Origin of the sequence: Marinobacter sp. P4B1 (assembly GCF_001447135.1) — a bacterium.
GTDB classification, from domain to species: Bacteria; Pseudomonadota; Gammaproteobacteria; order Pseudomonadales; family Oleiphilaceae; genus Marinobacter; species Marinobacter vinifirmus.
In genome coordinates, this window is sequence record NZ_LLXM01000015.1 from 189,503 (window position 1) to 211,504 (window position 22,002).

Genomic DNA, 22,002 nt, shown 5'->3' on the forward strand with positions numbered 1-22,002 from the left:
TAGAACGATGCGTCGCGTAGTTATTACCGGCATGGGGATTGTCTCCAGCCTTGGCAACAACCAGAAAGAAGTCGCCCAGTCCCTTCGTGAATCCCGCTCAGGCATTGCCTTCAGCGAGGAAGCCCGGGACAACGGCCTGCGCAGCCACGTTGCAGGCAAGATCGACCTGAACCTGTCCGAGCTGATCGACCGTAAGATCTGGCGCTTTATGAGCCCGGCAGCAGGCTACTGCTACCTGGCAGCCAAAGAAGCCATCGAGCAGGCAGGCCTGACCGACGAGCAGCTGCGTGCCAACACCACGGGCGCCGTATTCGGCACCGGTGGCGCGTCTACCGTGGAACTGCTGGACGCGATCGACACCCATCGCGACAAAGGCATTCGCCGGGTAGGCCCTTACCGGGTTCCGCGCACCATGGGCAGCGCCATCAACGCGTCCATTACCACGGCCTTCGGTATTACCGGCATCAACTACGGCATTACCTCTGCCTGCGCGACCAGTGCTCACTGTATCGGCCACGCGGCTGACCAGATCGCCCTGGGTCGCCAGGACGTGATGCTGGCCGGCGGTGGCGAAGACATCCACTGGACCCTGAGCCTGATGTTCGATGCCATGGGCGCACTGTCCACCAAGTACAACGACACACCGGAACAGGCCTCGCGTACCTATGATGCAGACCGTGACGGCTTCGTGATCTCCGGTGGTGGCGGCACGCTGGTACTGGAATCCCTGGAACACGCGGAAGCCCGCGGTGCCACCATCCTGGCCGAACTGGTCGGCTTCGGTGCTACCTCTGACGGCGCCGACATGGTTGCCCCCAGCGGTGAAGGCGCCATTCGCTGCATGAAACAGGCCATGGCCAACATCGACGGCGAAATCAGCTACATCAACACCCACGGCACCAGCACCCCGGCTGGCGACGTAACCGAGCTGAAAGCCCTGAAGGAAACCTTCGGCGACAAGATTCCACCGTTGAGTTCCACCAAGCCCCTGTGCGGCCACGCCCTGGGTGCCGCCGGCGTGCATGAGGCAATCTACAGCCTGATCATGCAACGGGAAGGCTTTATTGCCCCGTCTGCCAACATCCAGAACCTGGATGAAGGTGCCGAAGGCTACCCCATCGTTCGTGAACGCATGGACAACCAGAACATGGACCTGGTGATGAGCAACAGCTTCGGCTTCGGCGGCACCAACGCCACCCTGATCTTCAAGAAGGTGTGATCAGGACAGCCTGAGCGAGCGGTATTCAGCCGGCGGAGTGCCCATCCAGCGCTTGAACGCCCGGCTGAATGCACTCAGCTCCGAGAAACCAAGCTGTTCGGCGATTTCTACCAGCGGCTTGGTTTTATCCTTCATGTAAGTCAGCGCCTGTTCTCGGCGCACCTGCTCCAACAAGGCTGCAAACGTCAGCCCCTCTTCGCGCAACTTTTTGTGCAGGGTGTAGCGGCTCATATTCAACTGCCCGGCCACCGTTTCCACACCTACCTTTCCCCGTTCCAACTGAACCCGGATCAGCTTACTCACCCGAATGCTCAGGGAACGCTTTGAATTTTCAGGCCTTACAGGCTCTGATGCCATGCTGGTTCCTCCTGCCATTTCATGCTGGCCCAATCTGCAAACTCCATCAGCGTACACATGTTAGCCGAAACTGATCAATAAGACCTTTGAGCGAGATCAATGGCACAGCCACCCGTTTGTGGAAAACTGCAGCCTTTCCATAATAGCCCACCTGCAGCCATCGACTTCCTGAACAAACCCGGAGACACCATGACTTTCCCGGAACTGCTCGCTCCCGCCGGCACCCCCGAACACCTGGAAACCGCCTTTGCCTACGGTGCCGATGCCGTATACGCCGGCCAGCCAAGGTACTCCCTGAGAGTAAGGAACAACAGTTTCAAAGACGTTGCAGCCCTGGGGGCAGGGATTGCACGGGCCCACGAACTGGGTAAACAGTTCTACCTGGTTTCCAACATCGCACCCCACAACGACAAGGTGCGCAGTTACCTGAGAGACCTTGCCCCGGTGCTGGAGCAGAAGCCGGACGCCCTGATCATGTCAGACCCCGGGCTGATCATGCTGGTGCGGGAAAACTGGCCGGACCAGCCCATCCACCTGTCGGTGCAGGCCAACGCCGTAAACTGGGCAACCGTAGAGTTCTGGCGTCGCCAAGGCATCAACCGGGTGATCCTGTCCCGGGAACTGGCCCTGAATGAAATCCGCGAGATCCGTGAGAAAGTGCCGGAAATGGAACTGGAAGTGTTCGTGCACGGCGCCCTGTGCATGGCCTACTCCGGCCGCTGCCTGCTGTCTGGCTATATGAACCATCGGGACGCCAACCAGGGCGCCTGCACCAACGCCTGCCGCTGGAACTATAAGCCGGTGCAGCACAGCCATGACCAGACCGGCGACCTGATTGCCACCTCTGCCGACAGCGTGGAAACCTTCGAACCCAAAGAAATCCTGCTGGAAGAGCCCAACCGCCCCGGAGGCTTCATTCCCGCCTACGAGGACGAACACGGCACCTACATCATGAACTCCAAGGACCTGCGTGCCATCCAGCATGTGGCGGAACTGGTGAACATGGGCGTGCACTCCCTGAAAATCGAAGGTCGCACCAAGAGCACCTACTACGTGGCCCGCACCACCCAGGTGTACCGCAAGGCCATAGACGATGCCCTCGCCGGCAAGCCCTTCGACATGCATATGATGGATGAACTGGAAGCGCTATCTAACCGGGGCTACACCGAAGGCTTCCTGCGTCGCCACGTACCCCAGGAATACCAGTCCTATGAACAAGGCTCGTCCTATCTGGGCACCCAGCAGGTGGTCGGCACCATCAGCGATGCCGATGACCGCTGGCTCACCATCGACGTGAAGAACAAGTTCGCCCCGGGCGACCAGCTGGAACTGATCACCCCGGCCGGCAACCTTCACTTCCGCGCCAACGCCATGGAAAACCGCAACGGCGAAGCCATGGAATACGCACCGGGCAGCGGCCACTTTGTGCGCATTCCCAAGCCGGAAGGCCTGCCTGAATCCCTGCAATTCAGCTACCTGACCCGCATCCTGCCTGCCGGTTAACGCATCCGGAAGGCTTCCTGGTGGAAGCGCACCCGTCCCGGCCAAAGCCTCCGCAGCCCTTTGCGGAGGCTGTCCGCCATCCCTTGTGGCCCGCAAAACCATACTTCTGCTCGCTCACCGCGGGCGGCATCCGCAGCCAGAGCCTCAGCCGTCAGCCTGCCACTGGCCCCACCATGCAGGTGCAGATCAACCCCCGGACGGGCCGCGCACAGGGATTCCAGCCGAGCCACGAACGGATCATGTCCGGGATCTGTCACGCAGTAGTGAATATCAGCCCGAACCTCATCCTCGCCTCGCGAATCCAATGACTCCAGCCAGGCCAGAAACGGTGTAATACCAATTCCGCCTGCTACCCAGATCTGCCGAACACCGGCCCTGGCCCGATCAAGCTGGAACCGGCCATAGGGGCCTTCCACTTTCACCGGATCTCCTGCAACCAAACGACCTGACAGCTTTTGCGTGTAATCTCCCAGAGCCTTGATGGCAAAGGTCACAGTCTTGTCGCCACGGTCTGCACTGGCGATCGTAAACGGGTGATGCCCCTCAAACCGGTCAAAGATCACAAAAGCAAACTGGCCGGCACGATGCCCGCGCCAGGTATCAGCCAGCTTGCAAGTCACCTCGAGAATATCGCGGGACACCCGCTCTACCGAAATCACCGTTCCTTCGCTTGAGCGCCCGGCCCCGATACGCCCCGTCAGCGACCAAACGCTGGCAACGCTGCCCGCTACAAACAAGACCGCCATCAACCACCCCAGTGGCCCTTGCCAATACCCGGCAGGAGCAAGCACCACCGCATGGAACACTACCAACAGATACAGCGCAGGCATTGCGCGATGCAACGGCCGCCACAAACGGTAGGAAAACTGACGCCACAGGCTCAGCAACAACATGGCGAACATCAGATAAATAACAAACTCACCCAGGTCTTCGCCAAGATCCCGGAGCCCGCCCGGAAACGCCGAGAACTCATCGGCATCCAGCCGGGCGCCACGGCCCGCCAGATTCTCGAAAAGGTCCTCCGACATTTCCAGCAACCAGTGCGCTGCGGCAAACAAAACCGCCATAATCCCGCCCCACTTGTGCAGACGATAGATCTTATCCATGCCCCCGAGCGGCTTTTCGAGCCAGGCCGGACGCGTCGCCAGCACCATGACCATCGACATCAACGCCACCGAAAGCAGGCCACTGAGAAACAGGCTTTCCAGATACACAGCCCAGACAGTGGAACCGGCATCCGGATAGCCCGGAGCCATTAGCTGATACGCCCAACCAACGGTTACCAAAGCGATTACACCAACAAGAACAAGCAACATGATTCAGCTTCCCCAGATCCCTCACAGAAGGCGGATTGCCTTCCGCAACCACAGCCTGCAACAGGCCGCCTGAACCTTCGCTGAGCAAGGCGTTAATGTTCCATTCATCTGGGGCTGAAAGGCTGACTAAGGTATAATCCTTACACGACCGATTTAATACCTGACTAAATTACTCTGGTATTGTATAATCACTCGCCAGAAACATCGGGAAACCGGGCCAACAGAGCCCTGCCCCGCCACTCAGGCACCAAGCCCAGATGAGAGAATTACGGAGCGACGATCATGGCGACCACCGATAAAGAGGTGAAAGAGCTGATCAAACGGGAATACGAACACGGATTCGTGACCGAGATTGAATCCGACACCTTCGAGCCCGGCCTCAACGAAGACGTAATCCGCCGCCTGTCCGAGATCAAGCAGGAGCCGGAGTTCATGCTGGAATGGCGCCTGAAGGCCTACCGTCGCTGGCTGGAAATGGACGAGCCGGAATGGGCCCACGTAGACTTCCCGAAGGTGGACTACGACGCCATCTCTTACTACTCCGCGCCCAAGAAAAAAGAAGACATGCCCCAGAGCCTGGACGACGTTGATCCGGAGCTGCTGCGCACCTACGAAAAACTGGGCATCCCCCTGCACGAACGGGCCAAGCTGGCCGGTGTAGCGGTTGATGCGGTCTTCGATTCCGTTTCGGTAGCCACCACCTTCAAGGAACCGCTGGAAAAAGCCGGCGTGATCTTCTGCCCCATTTCCGAGGCGGTACAGAAGTATCCGGAACTGGTGAAGAAATACCTGGGCAGCGTAGTCCCGGCCGGCGACAACTACTTCGCTGCCCTGAACTCCGCCGTATTCTCCGACGGCTCCTTCGTTTACATCCCGAAGGGCGTTCGCTGCCCCATGGAACTGTCCACCTACTTCCGGATTAACGCCGCCAACACCGGCCAGTTCGAACGTACCCTGATCATCGCCGAAGAAGGCAGCTACGTGAGCTACCTGGAAGGCTGCACCGCCCCCATGCGGGACGAAAACCAGCTGCACGCAGCGGTGGTAGAACTGGTCGCCCTGGACGACGCCCAGATCAAATACTCTACCGTACAGAACTGGTATCCGGGCGACGAAAACGGCAAAGGCGGCATCTACAACTTCGTCACCAAGCGCGGCGCCTGCATCGGCAAAAACTCCAAGATCTCCTGGACCCAGGTAGAAACCGGCTCCGCCATCACCTGGAAATACCCGAGCTGCGTACTGCGTGGTGAGAACAGCGTAGGCGAGTTCTACTCCGTCGCCCTCACCCACAACTACCAGCAGGCCGACACCGGCACCAAGATGATCCACCTGGGCAAGAACACCCGGAGCACCATCATCTCCAAGGGCATCTCCGCCGGCCGCAGCTCCAACGCCTACCGCGGCCTGGTGAAATTCGGCCCGGGTGCAGAAGGTGCGCGTAACTTTACCCAGTGCGACTCACTGCTGATCGGCGACCGCTGCGGCGCCCACACCTTCCCGTACATCGAAAGCAAGAACAAATCGGCCATCGTGGAGCACGAAGCCACCACCTCCAAGGTCAGCGACGAGCAGATGTTCCTGTGCCGTCAGCGCGGTATCGACCCGGAGCAGGCAGTGTCCATGATCGTGAACGGTTTCTGTAAGGAAGTGTTCAAGGAGTTGCCGATGGAGTTCGCCGTGGAAGCCGGCAAGCTTCTGGAAGTCAGCCTTGAAGGCTCCGTTGGTTAACGAGACGGCATACACACAAGTATCACGGAAGCCGTCAGGGTGTCCCTTCCGGGATCGTCAAAATCAGGGATGATTTTGTCGAGCGTACAGGGACGTATTCACAGCGTATCCCGGAAGGGACACCCTGATGGCTGACTCCCCCATACTTGGGGCAGGAAAAGAATTCAGACGGTTAAAAAGAGAGAAGCGTACAAATGCTGAGCATCAAAAACCTGCACGCCTCCGTTGAGGGCAAAGAAATCCTCAAGGGTATCAACCTGGAGATCAAAGCCGGGGAAGTTCACGCCATCATGGGCCCGAACGGTTCCGGTAAGAGTACCCTGTCACAGGTTCTGGCAGGCAACGACGCATTTGAAGTCACCAGCGGCGAAGTCACCCTCAACGGCGACAACCTGCTGGACCTGGAAACCGAAGAACGCGCCCGGGAAGGCATCTTCCTGGCATTCCAGTACCCGGTGGAAATCCCCGGCGTAAGCAACCTGCAGTTCCTGCGCACCGCCGTAAATGCCATGCGCAAGCACCGGGGCGAAGAAGAAATGAACGCTGCCGAGTTCATGAAGCTGGCGAAGGAAGTCTCCAAGCAGGTAGACCTGGACCCGGCTTTCCTCAAGCGCGGCGTGAACGAAGGTTTCTCCGGTGGCGAGAAAAAGCGTAACGAAATCATGCAGGCCCTGCTGCTGCAGCCGAAGCTGGCCATTCTGGATGAAACCGACTCCGGCCTCGACATCGACGCCCTGCAAGTCGTATCCAACGGCGTCAACGCCCTGCGTGCCGAAGACCGCGCCATCCTGATGGTGACCCACTACCAGCGCCTGCTGAACCACATCGTGCCGGATTACGTGCACGTACTGGCCGGCGGCAGAATCGTCAAATCCGGCGGCCGCGAACTGGCCCTGGAACTGGAAGAAAAAGGTTACGGCTGGTTGGGCATCAAAGACGAAGACACCAGCAACTGATCAGGAGGCCGCGGAATGAAATCTGTACCTATGCTTTCCGGCGCTTTCCTGCAGCCGGCCGGGCAATCCCTGCCGGAACCTTTGCTGGCACTGCGTAACGAGCGGGCTGCAGCACTGGCAGACATGCCCATGCCGACCCGGAAAACCGAAAACTGGAAATACTCCAGCAAGTACCTGAAGCTGACCGAAGACATGGCCGCCACCCTGCCGGCTACCGGAAAGGCCAGCAGCCTGGACGTACCCGGTTACCGGATTGTGCTCAACAACGGTGCAATCAACCGCGCCGACAGCCAGTACCCGGACCAGGGCGGCATCACCGTTCAGCACTTCAGCGACCTGGATGCGGACGACGCCAGCGCCCTGGCGCAGAAACTGGGCAGCACCCTCGATGCAGAGCAAACCCAGTTTGCCCAGATCAACAGCGCCCGCTTTGAAGACGGCCTGCTGATTCGCCTTGGCGCCAACGCAGTGCTGGACAAGCCGCTGTTCATCATCCATGAAACCGCGGCTACCCAGAATGGCTCTGCCTTCCCGCGCATTTTTGTCGAGGCCGGCACCAACAGCCAGATGACGCTGGTGGAAGCCTACGTCTCCGAAGGCGATTCTGCGGCCCTGGTTGATACCGTTACCGAATTCCAGCTGGCTGATGGCGCCAACATCACCAGCATTCGCCTGACCATGGAAGGCGAAACCGTGCAGCACATTGGCGCTACCGGCGTACTGCAACAGCGCAACTCCCGCTTCGAGAGCCACTGCGTAGGCTTCGGCGGCCCGCTGCGCCGGCACGACCTGCAAGTTCGCCTGGAAGGCGAAGGCGCGGAAACCAAGCTCAATGGCGTGGTGGTTACCCAGGGTAAACAGCACTACGACAACCACACCTCCATTGACCACGTAGCCGCCCACTGCAACAGCGAAGAGACCTACCGCAACATTGCTGCGGACCAGTCCCACGCGGTGTTTAATGGCCGGATTCATATCCACCAGGACGCCCAGAAATCCAACGCGGATATGAACAACAAGAACCTGCTGCTCTCCAACGGTGCCGAGATCGACACCAAGCCGGAGCTGGAAATCTACGCGGATGACGTCAAGTGCGCCCACGGAGCTACCATTGGCCAGCTGGATGAAACTTCCGTGTTCTACCTGGTTTCCCGAGGCATCGGTCGCCGGCAGGCCAACGTATTGCTGACCATGGCGTTCATCAACGAGCTGGTCGAGCAAATTCCGGTAGAAGCCGTACGCGACACCGCCCAGGTGCGGCTGAATGACTTCTTCGATCAAACCTTTCAGGAGGCCTGAGCGGCATGACCGATCTGTCTGTGGCAACCAACACCACCTCGCCGGCGTTTGATGTGGAAAGCATCCGCCGCGACTTCCCGATCCTGGCACAGGAAATCAACGGGAAGCCCCTGGTGTATCTGGACAACGGCGCCTCGGCCCAGAAGCCCGTCGCCGTGCTGGATGCCATGGACCGTTACTATCGGGAAATGCACTCCAACGTGCACCGGGGTGCCCACACCCTGGGCGACCGGGCCACGACCGCCTTTGAAGGTGCCCGGGAAGTGGTACGCCACTTCCTGAACGCCCCCAGCACCAAAGAGGTCATCTGGACCCGCGGCACCACAGAAGCCATCAACCTGGTGGCCAACGGCCTGGCCCCGCGCCTGAAAGCCGGCGACGAAATCCTGGTCAGCCATATGGAGCACCACGCCAACATCGTGCCCTGGCAGATGGTGGCCGAGCGTACCGGCGCCCGGGTGGTTCCTGTACAGGTGACCCCTGAAGGCGAGCTGGACCTGGAATCTTTCAACAGCCTGCTGAACGAGCGCACCCGGGTACTGGCCCTCACCCACGTATCCAACGTGTTGGGAACGGTAAACCCGATCGCGCCACTGATCGAGCAGGCGAAGAAACAGGGCGTGATCACCCTGATCGACGGTGCCCAGGCCGTACCCCACTTCAAGCCGGATGTGCAGGCGCTGGGCTGCGACTTCTACGTGTTCTCTTCCCACAAACTGTTTGGCCCCACCGGCATCGGTGTGCTTTACGGCCGGGCAGAACTGCTCGAAGAGATGCCCCCGTACCAGGGTGGCGGCGAGATGATCGAGCGGGTGTCATTTGAACGTACCACCTGGAACGTGCTGCCCTACAAATTTGAAGCCGGCACCCCGGCCATCGCCGAAGCGGTTGGCCTGGCGGCAGCCATCAACTACCTGGACAGCCTGGACCGCAAGGCCATGGAAGCCGCCGAAAACGCCCTGCTGGCCCGTGCCAACGCACTGGTAGAAACGGTACCCGGCATGGAAATCATCGGCACCGCGAAACAGAAAGTGCCGGTGATGTCGTTCAAGATCGCCGGCCTGCACCCCAGCGACATCGGCACCCTGCTGGACCAGCAAGGCATTGCCATCCGCACCGGCCATCATTGCGCCATGCCGCTGATGGATTTCTACGGAGTACCCGGTACAGCCCGGGCTTCATTTGCGTTCTACAATACGCTGGAAGAGGTCGAGAAATTATTCACCGGCCTGCAGAAGATCCAGCGCCTGTTTGCCTGAGGAGGTGGAAACATGACAGCCGAAGTCTTCACCCCGAACACCGTGAATGTGACCATGACCCCAACGGCGGTCAAACACGTTCGCAAACAACTGGACAAGAAACCGGAAGCCAGGGGCATTCGCCTGGCCATCAAAAAGAGTGGCTGCTCCGGCTTCAAATACGAAACCCAGTGGGTAGAGACCCCCGAATCCGACGACCGCATTTTTACCATCGACGGCGTGGATGTGTACGTAAAGCAGGAACACCTGCCCCTGGTAAACGGCATTGAAATTGACTTTGTCACCGAAGGCGTGAACTCCCTGTTCCGCTTCCGCAACCCCAACGCCACGGCGGAATGCGGGTGCGGCGAGAGTTTTACGGTGGCTTGAATAGAGGTCTTACTGAGCATGCAAGAACGGGAAGTCGTACTGACAAAGCGCGAAGTGGAAGCCCGGCTGGTGCCTTCCGGTACGGAAATCATGATTCCGTCGGATACCTTCGTGACCATCACCCAGTCCCTCGGTGGCACCTTTACCGTGGCGGTGAACGGCAACCTGGCCCGGATTGAAGGCCACGACGCCGATGCCTTGGGCAAACAGCCCCTGGAAAGCAGCTTCGAGACCCCGGAAGACGGCACGGTTAACGAAAACCAGGTGTGGGAAGCCCTGCGTAACTGCTACGACCCGGAAATTCCGGTGAACGTGGTGGATCTGGGCCTGATCTACGACTGCCAGATCCAGAACGGCACCGAAGACGGCAACCACGTGTACATCAAGATGACCCTCACCGCGGCTGGCTGCGGCATGGGGCCGGTCATCACCAACGATGTACAAACCAAGGTGGAGCATGTGCCCAACGTGGACAAAGTGACCGTAGACCTCACCTTTGATCCGCCCTGGAACAACGATATGCTCACCGACGAAGCCAAGCTTGAACTGGGAATGCTATGACCGCCAGCAAGGAACAATTTCTCGAGAACCCTCTCGGTACCAAGACCACTCTGGAAGACGTTCTGGACGCCTTCGAATTCCTGGATGACTGGGAAGAACGCTACGCCTACATCGTGGACCTGGGCAAACAGCTGCCGGCGTTTCCGGATGAGGCCCGCATTGAAGAGAACTACGTGCACGGCTGCCAGAGCCAGGTCTGGCTGATTCATCATTACGATGAAGACAGTGGCAAACTGTTCCTGCTGATCGACTCCGACGCCATCATCGTGCGCGGCCTGGCCGCCATCATCCTGGTGGCCCTGAACGGCAAGACGCCCCGCGACCTGCTCGCTACCGATATCGACGAGCTGTTCGAACAACTCGACCTGTTCCGCCACATCTCTCCCACCCGAGGCAACGGCCTGCGTGCCATGGTTGGCAAGATCCGTGATATTGCAGCCACAGAAGCAGTCTGAGCCGGCTTAAACACAGGGTTTCCCATGCAAACCTATCTGGTAGGCGGCGCCGTTCGTGACCAACTGTTGGGCCTGAAGGTCAAAGACCGGGACTGGGTGGTGGTTGGCGCCACACCGGAGCAGATGAAGGCGCGGGGCTTCAAGCAGGTGGGTGCCGACTTCCCGGTGTTCCTGCACCCGAAAACCGGCGAGGAATATGCCCTGGCCCGCACCGAGCGCAAACAGGGCCGCGGCTACCACGGCTTTTCCGTGTACAGCGCGCCGGACGTTACCCTGGAAGAAGACCTCAAACGCCGGGACCTGACCATCAACGCCATGGCACAAACCGAAGATGGCCAGCTGGTGGACCCGTTCAACGGCCATACCGATCTTCAGCATAAAACCCTGCGCCATGTCTCCGAAGCCTTTGCCGAAGACCCCCTGCGCATTCTGCGCACCGCGCGCTTTGCCGCCCGGCTGCATCCCCTGGGCTTCAGCATCTGTTCTGAAACCATGGCCCTGATGCGCCAGATGATTGCCGATGGCGAACTGGAACATCTGGTGCCGGAACGGGTATGGCAGGAAATTCAGCGGGCCCTGCACGAAAATGCGCCCACCGTATTTTTCGAAGTCCTTCGGGAACTCGGAGCCCTGGCGGTACTGATTCCGGAGCTGGAGGGTGCAACCGTGTTCCGGGCCGGCGTTAAGGCCCTGGCGTGCATTCACCACCAGCAGGGCAACACCGCCCAGCGCTTCGCCGCCCTCCTGGGCGCCGTGCCTGAAGAGCTGGCCATTACCCGGGCAAAGGCCATGAAAAGCCCTAATGATTGCCGGGATATGAGCCGGCTGGTATGCCGGTTTATGGCCGAACTGTCCCGACATCCTGCAGACAGCCTTTCTGCGGAAGATACCCTGGAGCTGCTGGATGCCGCAGACCTGTGGCGCCGCAGCGAGCGTTTCGATGCCCTGCTCGACACATTGGCCTGCACGCTCCCGGAGGCGCAACAGAGCCTTCTGGAGCAGCTGCACGCCGCTGCAGGAGAAGCTACCGGGGTAGATCCGCAGGACTTGCTGAAACTGGGCTTCAAGGGCAAGGAGCTCGGCGAAGCAATCCGGAACGAGCGGCTGGCGCGTATCACCCGGGTATTGAATCCATCATCCTGAGGAAGTCGTTATGGCTGCTCCCGTTGTTCTGATCACCGGTGCTGCCCACCGCCTGGGCGCCCACACTGCCGAAACCCTCCATGGCCGGGGCTGGAATGTGGTTATCCATTACCGGAGCCGGCAAGAACAGGCCCGGCAACTGATCGACAAACTGAACCGGGAACGGGCAGACTCCGCCACCTCGGTGCAGGCCGACCTGACCAATCCTGAAGACCTCGCCCGCCTGGCAAAAACCGCCTGCGAGCACTGGCAGCGGCTGGACGGACTGGTGAACAACGCGTCGGTGTTCTACCCCAACCCCACGGAAATCGCCACCGAGGACGACTGGCAAGGAATTATGGGCGCCAACCTGAAAGCCCCGTTCTTCCTGCTCCAGCACTGCCTGCCGGCCCTCAAGAAAAGCTCTGGTGCGGTGGTGAACCTGATCGACATCTACAGCGAAAAGCCCCTCAAGGACCACCCGCTGTACTGCGCCAGCAAGGCCGGCCTCGCCGCCCTTACCCGCTCCTGGGCCAAGGACCTGGCGCCGGATGTCCGGGTAAACGGCGTATCGCCCGGCGCGATACTGTGGCCGGAGGGCGAGGCCGAAATTGACGCGGATTATCAAAAAGCCATTCTGGACAAGACCCCACTCGCCCGCACCGGCAACCCGTCGGATATCGCCGGCGCCATCACCTGGCTGATTTGTGATGCCCCCTTCGTAACCGGCCAGATTATCAGCGTTGACGGTGGCCGTAGCCTGAACATGTAAACCGCCCACAGCCACTACCCGACCATGGTGGCTTTGGCGCCCCGACACTTTACCGCTACAATGCCCGCCATCTATTTCATACGAGGCGGGCCTGTTCCGAGCCTGCCCACTACAACGGAGATTTCCCATGCGTGATGTCGTGATCGTTGCCGCAAAACGTACCGCTGTCGGCAGTTTTGGTGGTGGCTTGTCCAGCCTGCGTGCTGACCAGCTCGGTACTGCCGTTATCAAGGCCCTGATGGAAGAAACCGGCATCGCCGGCGAGCAGGTGGGTGAGGTCATTCTCGGCCAGGTGCTCACCGCCGGTTGCGGGCAGAACCCGGCCCGCCAGGCTGCCATCAACGCCGGCCTGCCCAGTTCGGTACCGGCCATCACCATCAACAAGGTGTGTGGCTCCGGCCTGAAGGCGGTTCATATGGCCGTGCAGAGCATCCAGTGTGGCGACGCCGAAGTCGTGATTGCCGGCGGCCAGGAAAGCATGAGCCAGGCCCCGCACGTGCTGCCCAACAGCCGCAACGGCCAGCGCATGGGTAACTGGAGCATGATCGACACCATGGTGAACGACGGCCTGTGGGATGCTTTCAACGATTACCACATGGGTATCACTGCCGAGAACATTGTCGAGAAGTATGGCATCAGCCGTGAAGAGCAGGACGCCTTTGCAGCAGCCTCCCAGCAAAAGGCAGTCGTGGCCCAGAACGCCGGCTACTTTGACGGCCAGATCGTTCCGGTCAGCATTCCCCAGCGTAAGGGCGACCCGATTGTGGTCGCTAAAGACGAATGCCCCCGCGATGGCGTTACCGGTGACAGCCTGGCCAAACTGCGCCCGGCCTTCAAGAAAGACGGTACCGTCACCGCCGGTAATGCCTCATCCCTGAACGATGGCGCCGCTGCCGTTCTGGTATGCAGTGCCGAGAAAGCCAGGGAGCTGGGTCTGACCCCGCTTGCCACCATCAAGGCCCATGCCAACGCAGGTGTTGACCCCACCATTATGGGCACCGGCCCCATTCCCGCCAGCCAGCGCTGCCTGGAGCGGGCCGGCTGGAGCGCAGCCGACCTGGACCTGATCGAAGCCAACGAAGCCTTCGCGGCCCAGGCGATCTCGGTAAACCGGGATATGGGCTGGGATACCGACAAGGTGAACGTGAATGGCGGCGCCATTGCCATCGGCCACCCGATTGGTGCTTCCGGCTGTCGTATCCTGGTTAGCCTGCTGCACGAAATGGCACGCCGCGACGCCAAGAAAGGCCTGGCCACCCTGTGCATTGGTGGTGGCATGGGTGTAGCCCTGGCCGTGGAACGCTAAGCCACGTGCTGCACGTTGTACTCTATGAGCCGGAGATACCGCCAAACACCGGCAACATCATCCGGCTCTGTGCCAACACTGGCTGTCAGCTGCACCTGATTGAACCTCTGGGCTTCTCCCTGGAGGACAAGCAGATGCGTCGGGCCGGCCTGGATTACAGCGAGTACGCCACGGTAAAGATCCACCCGGATTACGCCAGCTTCCTGGAAACCGAACAACCAGCCCGGTTGTTCGGACTCACCACCAAGGGTTCACGGCAGTACCACGAAGTGGCCTTCGAGGATGGTGACTACCTGATGTTCGGCCCGGAAACCCGGGGCCTGCCCGCCGATGTGCGGGAGGGCCTGCCGGAAGCCCACCGGCTTCGGGTGCCCATGCAACCACAAAGCCGCAGCCTGAACCTGTCCAACACTGCCGCTTTGGTGGTGTATGAAGCCTGGCGACAGCTGGGTTTTCCCGGGGCGGTGTAGCGCAGGCAAAAGTTTACAGGCATAAAAAAACCGGCATTGGCCGGTTTTTTTATGCTTCGAAGAACGACTGCAGCAATCAGTGCGTCTGCTCTTCCTTCGCTTCGCCTGCGGCTTCTTCCTGCTTGCGCTTGAGCGCCTGGGCGTAGATCGCATCGAAGTTCACCGGCGCCAGCATCAGTGCCGGGAAGCTGCCACGGTTAACGGTGGCGTCGATGGCCTCGCGGGCGTACGGGAACAGGATGTTCGGGCAATAGGCGCCGAGCATCTGGCCCAGCTGGGCACCTTCAATACCGGCTACCAGGAACACACCCGCCTGCTGGATTTCAACAATGTAGGCGACCTTCTCACCCACCTTGGCGGTAACAGTCAGGGACAGAACCACTTCGTACTGGTTGTCGCTGAGCTTGTTGTGGGCGGTGTTCAGGTCCAGGTTCACCTGCGGCTTCCACTGTTCCTGGAATACCAGCGGCGAGTTGGGTGATTCAAAAGACAGGTCCTTCACATAGATGCGCTGAAGGGCGAACTGGGGTTGGTTCTGGTTTTCGTTGCCTGCGGCTTGCTGGTTCTCAGCCATGATCAGTCCTTTCGTTTTCGTAGGTCGGGCGCAGCCCGTTGTTATAGTCACGTGTGCCGGAACAGTCTAAACACAGGCCCCGGCAGGTAATGTGAAACAGTGCTTCAGATCGGCAATCAGATCAAGCCCTGTTACTTTTTCACCAGCGGCAGGTTGCTGGCTTTCCAGTCGGCGATACCACCGTTCAGGCGCACCACGTTGGTAAAGCCTTCTTCCTTCAGGTACTTGACCGCCATTGCAGAGTGCTGGCCCATCTTGTCGACCACGATAATCTGCTTGTCTTTGTGCTTGCTCAGCTCGTTGGCACGGCCCTTGATGCCACTCAGGGGAATGTTCAGAGAACCGGTAATACGACCTTCGCCGAAGTCTTTGCGGTCACGGATATCCACCACTACGGCTTCGTCTTTGTTGATCAAAGACACCGCACTCTGGGCGGAAATCTTGGCACCACCACGGCGGGACTCCAGCACCAGAAGTGCCAGCAGCAGCGCCACAAAAACAGAAACCAGAATGTAGTGGTTAACAACGAATTCGAACAAGCGATCCATGAAACTACCCTGAAAATTTGATTTGGCGGGATTATACACACCCCAGACGGCTCAAAGAAGGCAAGTGGCACGCGTCAGGGGCCTCCTTTATAGCAACAGTGCATCAGGGCCATGCAAAGCCTTGGCGCTGCGCGCGTGGCCTGCACAAATGAAAACGGTTACAATCTGCCCCACTTTTACCACGATTCCCTTGCAATCTGTTTTCGCAACCAACCGGACGACATGATGACCGACACGCGCAAGCCCACTGCACTGATTATTCTCGACGGCTGGGGCCACCGTGACCCGGCTGCAGACAACGCCATCTCCAACGCCCGCACACCATTCTGGGACAAGCTCTGGCAGAATCAGCCGAAGACCCTCATCAACACTTCAGGCATGTTTGTAGGCCTGCCGCAGGGCCAGATGGGTAACTCGGAAGTAGGCCACATGAACCTCGGCGCCGGCCGGGTGGTGTACCAGAGCCTGACCCGTATCGACAAAGACCTGGAAGACGGCCTGTTCCAGAAGAACGAAGCCCTGTGTAACGCCATCGACAAAGCCGTGGCGAATAACAAGGCCGTGCATATCATGGGCCTGCTGTCTCCGGGCGGCGTTCACAGCCACGAAGACCATATGCTGGCAGCAGCGGAACTGGCCGCAGCCCGTGGCGCCAAGGAAGTCTATATCCACGCCTTCCTGGACGGCCGCGACATGCCCCCGCGCAGCGCCCGCCCGTCCCTCGAAAAAGCCGCCGCCAGGATGAAGAGCCTGGGAGTAGGCCGGGTAGCCACCATCGTTGGCCGCTACTTCGCCATGGACCGAGACAACCGCTGGGACCGCGTAGAAGCCGCTTATAACGCCATGACCCTGGGCGAAGCCGACTTTACCTGTGACGACCCGGTAACCGCACTGGACCAGGCCTACGAGCGGGGCGAGAACGACGAGTTTGTAAAAGCCACCCACATCCGCGCCGAAGGCCAGCCAGAGGGCACCATCAACGATGGCGATTCCGTGCTGTTCATGAACTTCCGTGCCGACCGCGCCCGGGAAATGACCCGCACCTTCGTGGAGCCGGAGTTCGACGGCTTCGATCGCCGCAAGCACCCGGAGCTGGCCGATTTCGTGATGCTCACCGAATACGCCGCAGACATCAAAACCTCCTGCGCCTATCCGCCCGAGCAACTGGCCAACGGCCTTGGCGAATACATGGCCAGCCAAGGCAAGACCCAGCTGCGCATTGCCGAAACCGAGAAGTACGCCCACGTGACCTTCTTCTTCAATGGCGGCCTGGAAACCCCGTTTGAAGGCGAAGACCGTATTCTGGTGCCCTCCCCCAAAGTAGCCACCTACGACCTGCAGCCGGAAATGAGCGCGCCGGAAGTAACCGACAAGCTGGTAGAAGCCATCAAGAGCGGCAAATACGACCTGATCGTGTGCAACTACGCCAACGGCGACATGGTTGGCCATACTGGCAAGATGGATGCAGCCGTCAAGGCCGCCGAGTGTCTGGACCAGTGCGTACAGCGGGTTGTGGAAGCGCTGGACGAAGTAGGCGGCGAAGCCCTGATCACCGCCGACCACGGCAACTGCGAGCAGATGACGGACCCGAAATCCGGCCAGGTTCACACCTCCCACACCATTGGACCGGTGCCGCTGGTTTATACCGGCCATCGCAACGTCAACCTTAAAGACGACGGCAGCCTGTGCGATATCGCACCCACCCTGCTGACACTGATGGGGCTGCAGCAACCTCAGGAAATGTCCGGGCACAGCCTGGCCGAGATCAACTGATCCGGCTTAAGGCAGATACCTTGAAGTATGTCCTCGCACTGGCGCTGGCTCTCGTTCTGGGAGCCACGCCACTGCATGCCCGGGATGACGTAACCCCCGAACAGGTGGAGGCGCTGAAAAAGCGCATTGCCAGCATTGACGAATGGCTGAAAGATGCCGAGAAAGACCGCTCCAGCCTGGAGCAGCAACTGGCCCGTACCGAGCAAAGAATCAGCCAGCTGACCCGTGAGCGCCGGGAACTGCGCGAGAAAGCCGATCAGCAACAACAGCGCCTGGATGAACTGCGAACGCAGGAACGCCAGTTGGCCGACACCCTTGAATCACAACGGGAAGGCCTGAAAACGCAGATTCGCGCCGCCTGGATGGAAGGCGACGCCCCGGCCCTGAAAATCCTGCTGAACGAAATAGAACCGGGCCAGATTGCCCGAACCCTCACCTACTACGAATATCTCAGCAACGACACCGTCGAGCGCCTTCAAGCCTTCCAGAAGAGCCTCCAGGAGCTGAAACAGGCCCGGGCCGCGGTGCAGGCATCGCGAGTGGAACTGGCAAAGACCGAAGCAGGCCTGGAACAACGCCAGCAGCAACTGACGCAAAGCAAAGCCGAGCGGGAACAAACCCTGGCCGCCCTGAAACAGGACATCCGCAGCCGGCGCAGCGAGCGGGACGACCTGGAAACTGACCGCAAACGCCTTGAGCAGCTGCTGGAAGAAGTGCAGCAGGCCATCGCCAACATCCCCTCTCCCAACGAATCCCGCCCGTTCAAGTCACTGCGGGACAAACTGCCCTGGCCCGCCAAGGGCCGCGTGGTCACCAACTACGGCGCCGCCTATGCTGACGGCAAATTGCGCCGCAGCGGCCTGATCATGAACACGGCAGAAAACGCGGAAGTCACCGCCGTACACTATGGCCGCGTCGTCTTCGCCAACTGGTTGCGGGGTTTCGGGCTGATGACCATTATCGATCACGGCGATGGCTACATGACCCTGTACGGCCACAGCAGCAGCCTGTTCACCGCACCCGGCGACTGGGTTCGGGCCGGTGAAACCATTGCCCTTTCCGGCCGCACCGGCGGCACCGAAGACCCGGCGGTCTACTTCGAAGTTCGCCAGAACGGAAAGCCGGTCAACCCCCGCCGCTGGCTGGGCAAGCCCTGAGTTTTGTCCCCCGACGCAAAGGGCTGACAAATGGCGCCGCGAACGCCATACTGTCGAAATCAGGAAATTAGTCCAACTATTGGAAACAAAACAGGATATGTGGATGAAACGAGTCACCGGCAAACTCCAGATCTCACAACTTCGCAGCCTTACCCTTGCGACCTGTTTGTTTACCCTGCCCGGACTCGCCCTGGCCCAGGATGCCCAAAGCCGGGACATCATCGAAGGTATCCAGGACGGCGAGCGGGTAGAACTGAAACTGCCGGACCCGGAAGAACAACTGCCGCTGGAAGACCTGCGCAAGTTCACTGAAGTGTTCGCCCGCATCAAAGACGCCTACGTAGAAGAAGTTTCCGACAGCGAGCTGCTGGAAAGCGCCATCAAGGGCATGCTCTCAGACCTGGACCCGCACTCCACCTACCTGGCCCCGAAAGACTACGAAGAGCTGGAAGAAAGCACCTCCGGCGAGTTTGGTGGCCTGGGCATTGAAGTGGGCATGGAAAACGGCTTTGTGAAAGTCATTTCCCCCATCGACGACACCCCGGCCCAGAAGGCCGGCGTGCAGGCCGGCGACCTGATTATCAAGCTGGATGAAAAACCGGTGAAGGGCATGTCGCTGGAAGAAGCCGTCAACCTGATGCGCGGCAAGCCCGGCTCGGTACTCACACTGACCATCATGCGCGAAGGCGAAACCGCGCCGATCGAGATTGATGTAACCCGCGATATCATCAAGGTAACCAGCATCAAATCCCGGATGATTGAAAACGGTTACGGCTATGTGCGCATCACCCAGTTCCAGGCGGAAACCGGCAAACAGTTCCTCAAAGCCCTGAACGTCCTGGAAGATGAGCATGGCAGCGACCTGGACGGCCTGGTGATCGACCTTCGCAACAACCCCGGCGGCGTACTGCAGGCTGCCGTGGAAACCGCCGATGCGCTGATTGATGAAGGCCTGATTGTCTACACCGAGGGGCGTATCCAGAGCTCAAGGCTGCGCTTCAGCGCCAAGCCGGGCGATGTGATGGCCGACACCCCGATTGTGGTGCTGATCAACGGTGGCTCCGCCTCGGCTTCCGAAATCCTGGCCGGCGCCCTGCAGGATCACGAACGTGCGGTGATCATGGGCACCCAGTCCTTTGGCAAAGGCAGCGTGCAAACAGTCATCCCGCTGGATGAAACCCATGCCATCAAGATGACCACAGCCCGCTATTTCACCCCCGACGGCCGCTCCATTCAGGCCACGGGCATCAAGCCAGATATCGAGGTGCGCCCGGCTGAGCTGACCGAGCTGGACAGCCGCCCGTTCTTCACAGAAGCAGACCTGACCGGCCATCTGACCGGCGAGAACGAAGAGAAAGCCAAGGAACAACGTGAACAGCAGGCAGAAACCGAACAGTCTGCCGCCAACCGGGACTACCAGCTGCGCTCAGCACTGAACCTGCTCAAAGGCATGCGCATTCTTAACCGCAAGGACGACAGCGGCCAGCAGGGCAAAGATCAGTGAAACTCAGCACGACCCTGCTCCGGGTAATGCTGCTAGCGCTGAGCCCTTTTGTGGCCGCCCAGCCGGCAGAGCACCAGCCGCCCACCATCGCCATCATCATTGATGACATGGGCCACAACCTTCATGAAGGTGAACGCCTGGCCCGGATGGAACAACCGCTGACGCTGGCGTTCCTGCCTTTCCGGCGCCACACCGTGCCGCTGGCCGAGCTGGCCCACAAGAAACAGAAAGAAATCATGCTGCACGCGCCCATGGCCAACACCCGCAACTTCGGCCTCGGCCCCGGCGGCCTGACCCCGGACATGGACGAAGGCACCATAGCCACCACCCTGCGGCGCTCCCTGCAGTCCATCCCCCACGTAGTGGGCGTAAACAACCACATGGGCAGCCTGCTGACCCAGCAGCTTCAACCCATGGATTGGGTGATGAAAGAACTCAACAAGTACCCGGTGTACTTCGTAGACAGCCGCACCATCGCCAACTCCATCGCTGGCAGCGTGGCCGATGCCTACAAAATCCCGAGCCTGACCCGGGATGTGTTCCTGGACCACGAACAGACCGAGGCATTCGTTGACCAGCAGTTTCAGCTGCTGATCAAAACGGCCAAAGAAAACGGTACAGCGATCGGCATCGGCCATCCCCACACGGTAACGGTGGACTACCTGGAAAAGCACTTACCGGAACTGGATGAGCAGGGAATTGCCATCGCCACCGTACGGGGCGTGTGGGCCATGCGTAATGGCAATAGGGAGATGTTTGCGGAAGGGGAGAAACAGCCGGTGGTGCTTTCCGTAGCTCGGAGTGATAAGGACTAGGTTTTTGCCACGGAAGGACACGGAAAAAAGCAAAAGATAAGGACTCTTTGGCCACGAAATCCACGAAAGAACACGAAATTAAAGACAAAGAAATTCTAGTTATTCAGTCGTTAATCTTTGTTCGTGTTTTTTCGTGGATTTCGTGGCAAAAAAATCTTTTCAGTCCCGAACTTCGATGCCCTGCGCCTTCATAAACGCCTTGGCTTCGGGAATGGTATGCTGGCCGAAGTGGAAGATGGAGGCGGCCAGCACCGCATCGGCGCCGCCTTTGGTTACGCCATCCGCCAGGTGCTGCAGCTCGCCCACCCCGCCTGAAGCAATTACCGGAACAGCCACCGCATCGCTGATGGCTCGAGTCAGGCCCAGGTCGAAGCCGATCTTGGTGCCGTCGCGGTCCATGCTGGTCAGCAGCAGTTCGCCGGCGCCCATGTCTACCATCTTCTTGGCCCATTCCACGGCATCCAGCCCGGTAGGCTTGCGGCCGCCGTGGGTGAAGATTTCCCAGCGGGGCTCTTCGCCTTCTGCGCTTACCTGCTTGGCATCGATAGCCACGACAATGCACTGGCGACCGAATCGCTCCGCTGCTTCTTTCACGAATTCCGGGTTGAAGACCGCCGCGGTGTTGATAGACACCTTATCGGCGCCGGCATTCAGCAGCTTGCGGATGTCATCTACGGTGCGTACGCCACCGCCCACGGTCAGCGGGATAAACACTTCCGCGGCCATACGCTCGACGGTTTCGTAGGTGGTGTCGCGGCTTTCACTGCTGGCAGTGATGTCCAGGAAGGTGATTTCGTCCGCGCCCTGCTCGTTGTAGCGGCGGGCCACTTCAACAGGATCGCCGGCATCGCGGATGTCCACGAAGTTGACGCCTTTGACCACGCGGCCTTTGTCGACGTCCAGGCAGGGGATGATGCGTTTTGCCAGTGCCATGAT

22 protein-coding genes are annotated in these 22,002 nt (G+C 59.7%); 17 read left to right on the forward strand and 5 right to left on the reverse strand.

What is annotated here, in order from left to right; genetic code table 11:
* The first annotated feature begins 7 nt into the window (after positions 1–7).
* Entirely contained in the window at positions 8–1,219 is a 1,212-nt protein-coding gene (gene fabB, locus AQ621_RS12540; RefSeq protein WP_058341733.1) for a beta-ketoacyl-ACP synthase I, read from the forward strand.
* Here fabB and AQ621_RS12545 read toward each other — a convergent pair whose 3' ends face one another.
* On the reverse strand, positions 1,220–1,576 hold the full coding sequence (locus AQ621_RS12545; RefSeq protein ID WP_022989295.1) for a helix-turn-helix transcriptional regulator: 357 nt from the start codon (positions 1,574–1,576) through the stop codon (positions 1,220–1,222).
* 189 nt (positions 1,577–1,765) lie between these two features.
* Between AQ621_RS12545 and yegQ the strand changes: the two genes are divergently transcribed.
* Positions 1,766–3,079, forward strand: a complete 1,314-nt coding sequence (gene yegQ, locus AQ621_RS12550) for a prephenate-dependent tRNA uridine(34) hydroxylase TrhP (protein ID WP_058341734.1) — start codon at positions 1,766–1,768, stop codon at positions 3,077–3,079.
* Here the strand turns inward: yegQ and AQ621_RS12555 are convergent.
* Positions 3,076–4,395 (reverse strand): ferredoxin reductase family protein, encoded by a 1,320-nt coding sequence (locus AQ621_RS12555; protein WP_058341735.1) that lies wholly within the window; start codon positions 4,393–4,395, stop codon positions 3,076–3,078. The two genes, yegQ and AQ621_RS12555, sit on opposite strands and share 4 nt — an antisense overlap.
* Positions 4,396–4,677: 282 nt before the next feature.
* Between AQ621_RS12555 and sufB the strand changes: the two genes are divergently transcribed.
* From sufB to trmL, 11 genes are all read left to right on the forward strand, one after another.
* Entirely contained in the window at positions 4,678–6,126 is a 1,449-nt protein-coding gene (gene sufB, locus AQ621_RS12560) for a Fe-S cluster assembly protein SufB (protein WP_058341736.1), read from the forward strand.
* A 194-nt stretch (positions 6,127–6,320) separates the two neighbouring features.
* On the forward strand, positions 6,321–7,082 hold the full coding sequence (gene sufC / locus AQ621_RS12565) for a Fe-S cluster assembly ATPase SufC (RefSeq protein ID WP_022989292.1): 762 nt from the start codon (positions 6,321–6,323) through the stop codon (positions 7,080–7,082).
* Positions 7,083–7,097: 15 nt separating this feature from the next.
* Complete coding sequence (gene sufD, locus AQ621_RS12570; protein WP_058341737.1) at positions 7,098–8,381, forward strand: Fe-S cluster assembly protein SufD; 1,284 nt, start codon at positions 7,098–7,100, stop codon at positions 8,379–8,381.
* A 5-nt stretch (positions 8,382–8,386) separates the two neighbouring features.
* Positions 8,387–9,640, forward strand: a complete 1,254-nt coding sequence (locus AQ621_RS12575) for an aminotransferase class V-fold PLP-dependent enzyme (RefSeq protein WP_058341738.1) — start codon at positions 8,387–8,389, stop codon at positions 9,638–9,640.
* A gap of 12 nt (positions 9,641–9,652) precedes the next feature.
* Positions 9,653–10,009, forward strand: coding sequence for a HesB/IscA family protein (locus AQ621_RS12580; RefSeq protein WP_022989289.1), 357 nt, complete (start codon positions 9,653–9,655; stop codon positions 10,007–10,009).
* Between the two features lie 18 nt (positions 10,010–10,027).
* On the forward strand, positions 10,028–10,570 hold the full coding sequence (gene sufT / locus AQ621_RS12585; protein ID WP_022989288.1) for a putative Fe-S cluster assembly protein SufT: 543 nt from the start codon (positions 10,028–10,030) through the stop codon (positions 10,568–10,570).
* Positions 10,567–11,025 (forward strand): SufE family protein, encoded by a 459-nt coding sequence (locus AQ621_RS12590; RefSeq protein WP_022989287.1) that lies wholly within the window; start codon positions 10,567–10,569, stop codon positions 11,023–11,025. The genes sufT and AQ621_RS12590 overlap by 4 nt, the downstream gene beginning before the upstream one ends.
* 24 nt (positions 11,026–11,049) lie before the next feature.
* Positions 11,050–12,168, forward strand: coding sequence for a tRNA nucleotidyltransferase/poly(A) polymerase-related protein (locus tag AQ621_RS12595; protein ID WP_058341739.1), 1,119 nt, complete (start codon positions 11,050–11,052; stop codon positions 12,166–12,168).
* Between the two features lie 10 nt (positions 12,169–12,178).
* Complete coding sequence (locus AQ621_RS12600) at positions 12,179–12,919, forward strand: pteridine reductase (protein WP_058341740.1); 741 nt, start codon at positions 12,179–12,181, stop codon at positions 12,917–12,919.
* A gap of 127 nt (positions 12,920–13,046) precedes the next feature.
* Positions 13,047–14,225 (forward strand): acetyl-CoA C-acetyltransferase, encoded by a 1,179-nt coding sequence (locus tag AQ621_RS12605; RefSeq protein ID WP_058341741.1) that lies wholly within the window; start codon positions 13,047–13,049, stop codon positions 14,223–14,225.
* Between the two features lie 5 nt (positions 14,226–14,230).
* The gene (trmL, locus tag AQ621_RS12610) at positions 14,231–14,695 is read left to right on the forward strand and encodes a tRNA (uridine(34)/cytosine(34)/5-carboxymethylaminomethyluridine(34)-2'-O)-methyltransferase TrmL (RefSeq protein ID WP_058341742.1); all 465 of its coding nucleotides are present in this window, start codon (positions 14,231–14,233) and stop codon (positions 14,693–14,695) included.
* Positions 14,696–14,771: 76 nt separating this feature from the next.
* Here trmL and secB read toward each other — a convergent pair whose 3' ends face one another.
* Together secB and AQ621_RS12620 are read right to left on the reverse strand one after the other, a co-directional pair.
* On the reverse strand, positions 14,772–15,269 hold the full coding sequence (secB, locus tag AQ621_RS12615) for a protein-export chaperone SecB (RefSeq protein WP_022989282.1): 498 nt from the start codon (positions 15,267–15,269) through the stop codon (positions 14,772–14,774).
* Positions 15,270–15,400: 131 nt separating this feature from the next.
* On the reverse strand, positions 15,401–15,817 hold the full coding sequence (locus AQ621_RS12620) for a rhodanese-like domain-containing protein (RefSeq protein ID WP_058341743.1): 417 nt from the start codon (positions 15,815–15,817) through the stop codon (positions 15,401–15,403).
* A gap of 225 nt (positions 15,818–16,042) precedes the next feature.
* Here AQ621_RS12620 and gpmM point away from each other — a divergent pair, with 225 nt between their 5' ends.
* The 4 genes from gpmM (at position 16,043) to AQ621_RS12640 (ending at position 21,066) form a co-directional block, all read left to right on the forward strand.
* Positions 16,043–17,590, forward strand: coding sequence for a 2,3-bisphosphoglycerate-independent phosphoglycerate mutase (gene gpmM, locus AQ621_RS12625; RefSeq protein ID WP_058342424.1), 1,548 nt, complete (start codon positions 16,043–16,045; stop codon positions 17,588–17,590).
* A gap of 56 nt (positions 17,591–17,646) precedes the next feature.
* The gene (locus tag AQ621_RS12630; protein WP_058342425.1) at positions 17,647–18,747 is read left to right on the forward strand and encodes a murein hydrolase activator EnvC family protein; all 1,101 of its coding nucleotides are present in this window, start codon (positions 17,647–17,649) and stop codon (positions 18,745–18,747) included.
* A 103-nt stretch (positions 18,748–18,850) separates the two neighbouring features.
* Positions 18,851–20,251: a S41 family peptidase gene (locus AQ621_RS12635; protein WP_058341744.1), complete on the forward strand. Its 1,401-nt coding sequence runs from the start codon at positions 18,851–18,853 to the stop codon at positions 20,249–20,251.
* A 26-nt stretch (positions 20,252–20,277) separates the two neighbouring features.
* Positions 20,278–21,066 (forward strand): divergent polysaccharide deacetylase family protein, encoded by a 789-nt coding sequence (locus AQ621_RS12640; RefSeq protein WP_413772297.1) that lies wholly within the window; start codon positions 20,278–20,280, stop codon positions 21,064–21,066.
* A gap of 159 nt (positions 21,067–21,225) precedes the next feature.
* Here AQ621_RS12640 and hisF read toward each other — a convergent pair whose 3' ends face one another.
* Complete coding sequence (hisF, locus tag AQ621_RS12645) at positions 21,226–21,999, reverse strand: imidazole glycerol phosphate synthase subunit HisF (RefSeq protein ID WP_022989276.1); 774 nt, start codon at positions 21,997–21,999, stop codon at positions 21,226–21,228.
* Positions 22,000–22,002: the final 3 nt, after the last annotated feature.

Excerpts from the sequence above, each read along its gene's own strand:
- fabB (WP_058341733.1), top strand. The coding sequence starts at position 8 with ATGCGTCGCGTAGTTATTACCGGCATGGGGATTGTCTCCAGCCTTGGC.
- AQ621_RS12545 (WP_022989295.1), bottom strand. The coding sequence starts at position 1,576 with ATGGCATCAGAGCCTGTAAGGCCTGAAAATTCAAAGCGTTCCCTGAGC.
- yegQ (WP_058341734.1), top strand. The coding sequence starts at position 1,766 with ATGACTTTCCCGGAACTGCTCGCTCCCGCCGGCACCCCCGAACACCTG.
- AQ621_RS12555 (WP_058341735.1), bottom strand. The coding sequence starts at position 4,395 with ATGTTGCTTGTTCTTGTTGGTGTAATCGCTTTGGTAACCGTTGGTTGG.
- sufB (WP_058341736.1), top strand. The coding sequence starts at position 4,678 with ATGGCGACCACCGATAAAGAGGTGAAAGAGCTGATCAAACGGGAATAC.
- sufC (WP_022989292.1), top strand. The coding sequence starts at position 6,321 with ATGCTGAGCATCAAAAACCTGCACGCCTCCGTTGAGGGCAAAGAAATC.
- sufD (WP_058341737.1), top strand. The coding sequence starts at position 7,098 with ATGAAATCTGTACCTATGCTTTCCGGCGCTTTCCTGCAGCCGGCCGGG.
- AQ621_RS12575 (WP_058341738.1), top strand. The coding sequence starts at position 8,387 with ATGACCGATCTGTCTGTGGCAACCAACACCACCTCGCCGGCGTTTGAT.
- AQ621_RS12580 (WP_022989289.1), top strand. The coding sequence starts at position 9,653 with ATGACAGCCGAAGTCTTCACCCCGAACACCGTGAATGTGACCATGACC.
- sufT (WP_022989288.1), top strand. The coding sequence starts at position 10,028 with ATGCAAGAACGGGAAGTCGTACTGACAAAGCGCGAAGTGGAAGCCCGG.
- AQ621_RS12590 (WP_022989287.1), top strand. The coding sequence starts at position 10,567 with ATGACCGCCAGCAAGGAACAATTTCTCGAGAACCCTCTCGGTACCAAG.
- AQ621_RS12595 (WP_058341739.1), top strand. The coding sequence starts at position 11,050 with ATGCAAACCTATCTGGTAGGCGGCGCCGTTCGTGACCAACTGTTGGGC.
- AQ621_RS12600 (WP_058341740.1), top strand. The coding sequence starts at position 12,179 with ATGGCTGCTCCCGTTGTTCTGATCACCGGTGCTGCCCACCGCCTGGGC.
- AQ621_RS12605 (WP_058341741.1), top strand. The coding sequence starts at position 13,047 with ATGCGTGATGTCGTGATCGTTGCCGCAAAACGTACCGCTGTCGGCAGT.
- secB (WP_022989282.1), bottom strand. The coding sequence starts at position 15,269 with ATGGCTGAGAACCAGCAAGCCGCAGGCAACGAAAACCAGAACCAACCC.
- AQ621_RS12620 (WP_058341743.1), bottom strand. The coding sequence starts at position 15,817 with ATGGATCGCTTGTTCGAATTCGTTGTTAACCACTACATTCTGGTTTCT.
- gpmM (WP_058342424.1), top strand. The coding sequence starts at position 16,043 with ATGACCGACACGCGCAAGCCCACTGCACTGATTATTCTCGACGGCTGG.
- AQ621_RS12635 (WP_058341744.1), top strand. The coding sequence starts at position 18,851 with ATGAAACGAGTCACCGGCAAACTCCAGATCTCACAACTTCGCAGCCTT.
- AQ621_RS12640 (WP_413772297.1), top strand. The coding sequence starts at position 20,278 with ATGCTGCTAGCGCTGAGCCCTTTTGTGGCCGCCCAGCCGGCAGAGCAC.
- hisF (WP_022989276.1), bottom strand. The coding sequence starts at position 21,999 with ATGGCACTGGCAAAACGCATCATCCCCTGCCTGGACGTCGACAAAGGC.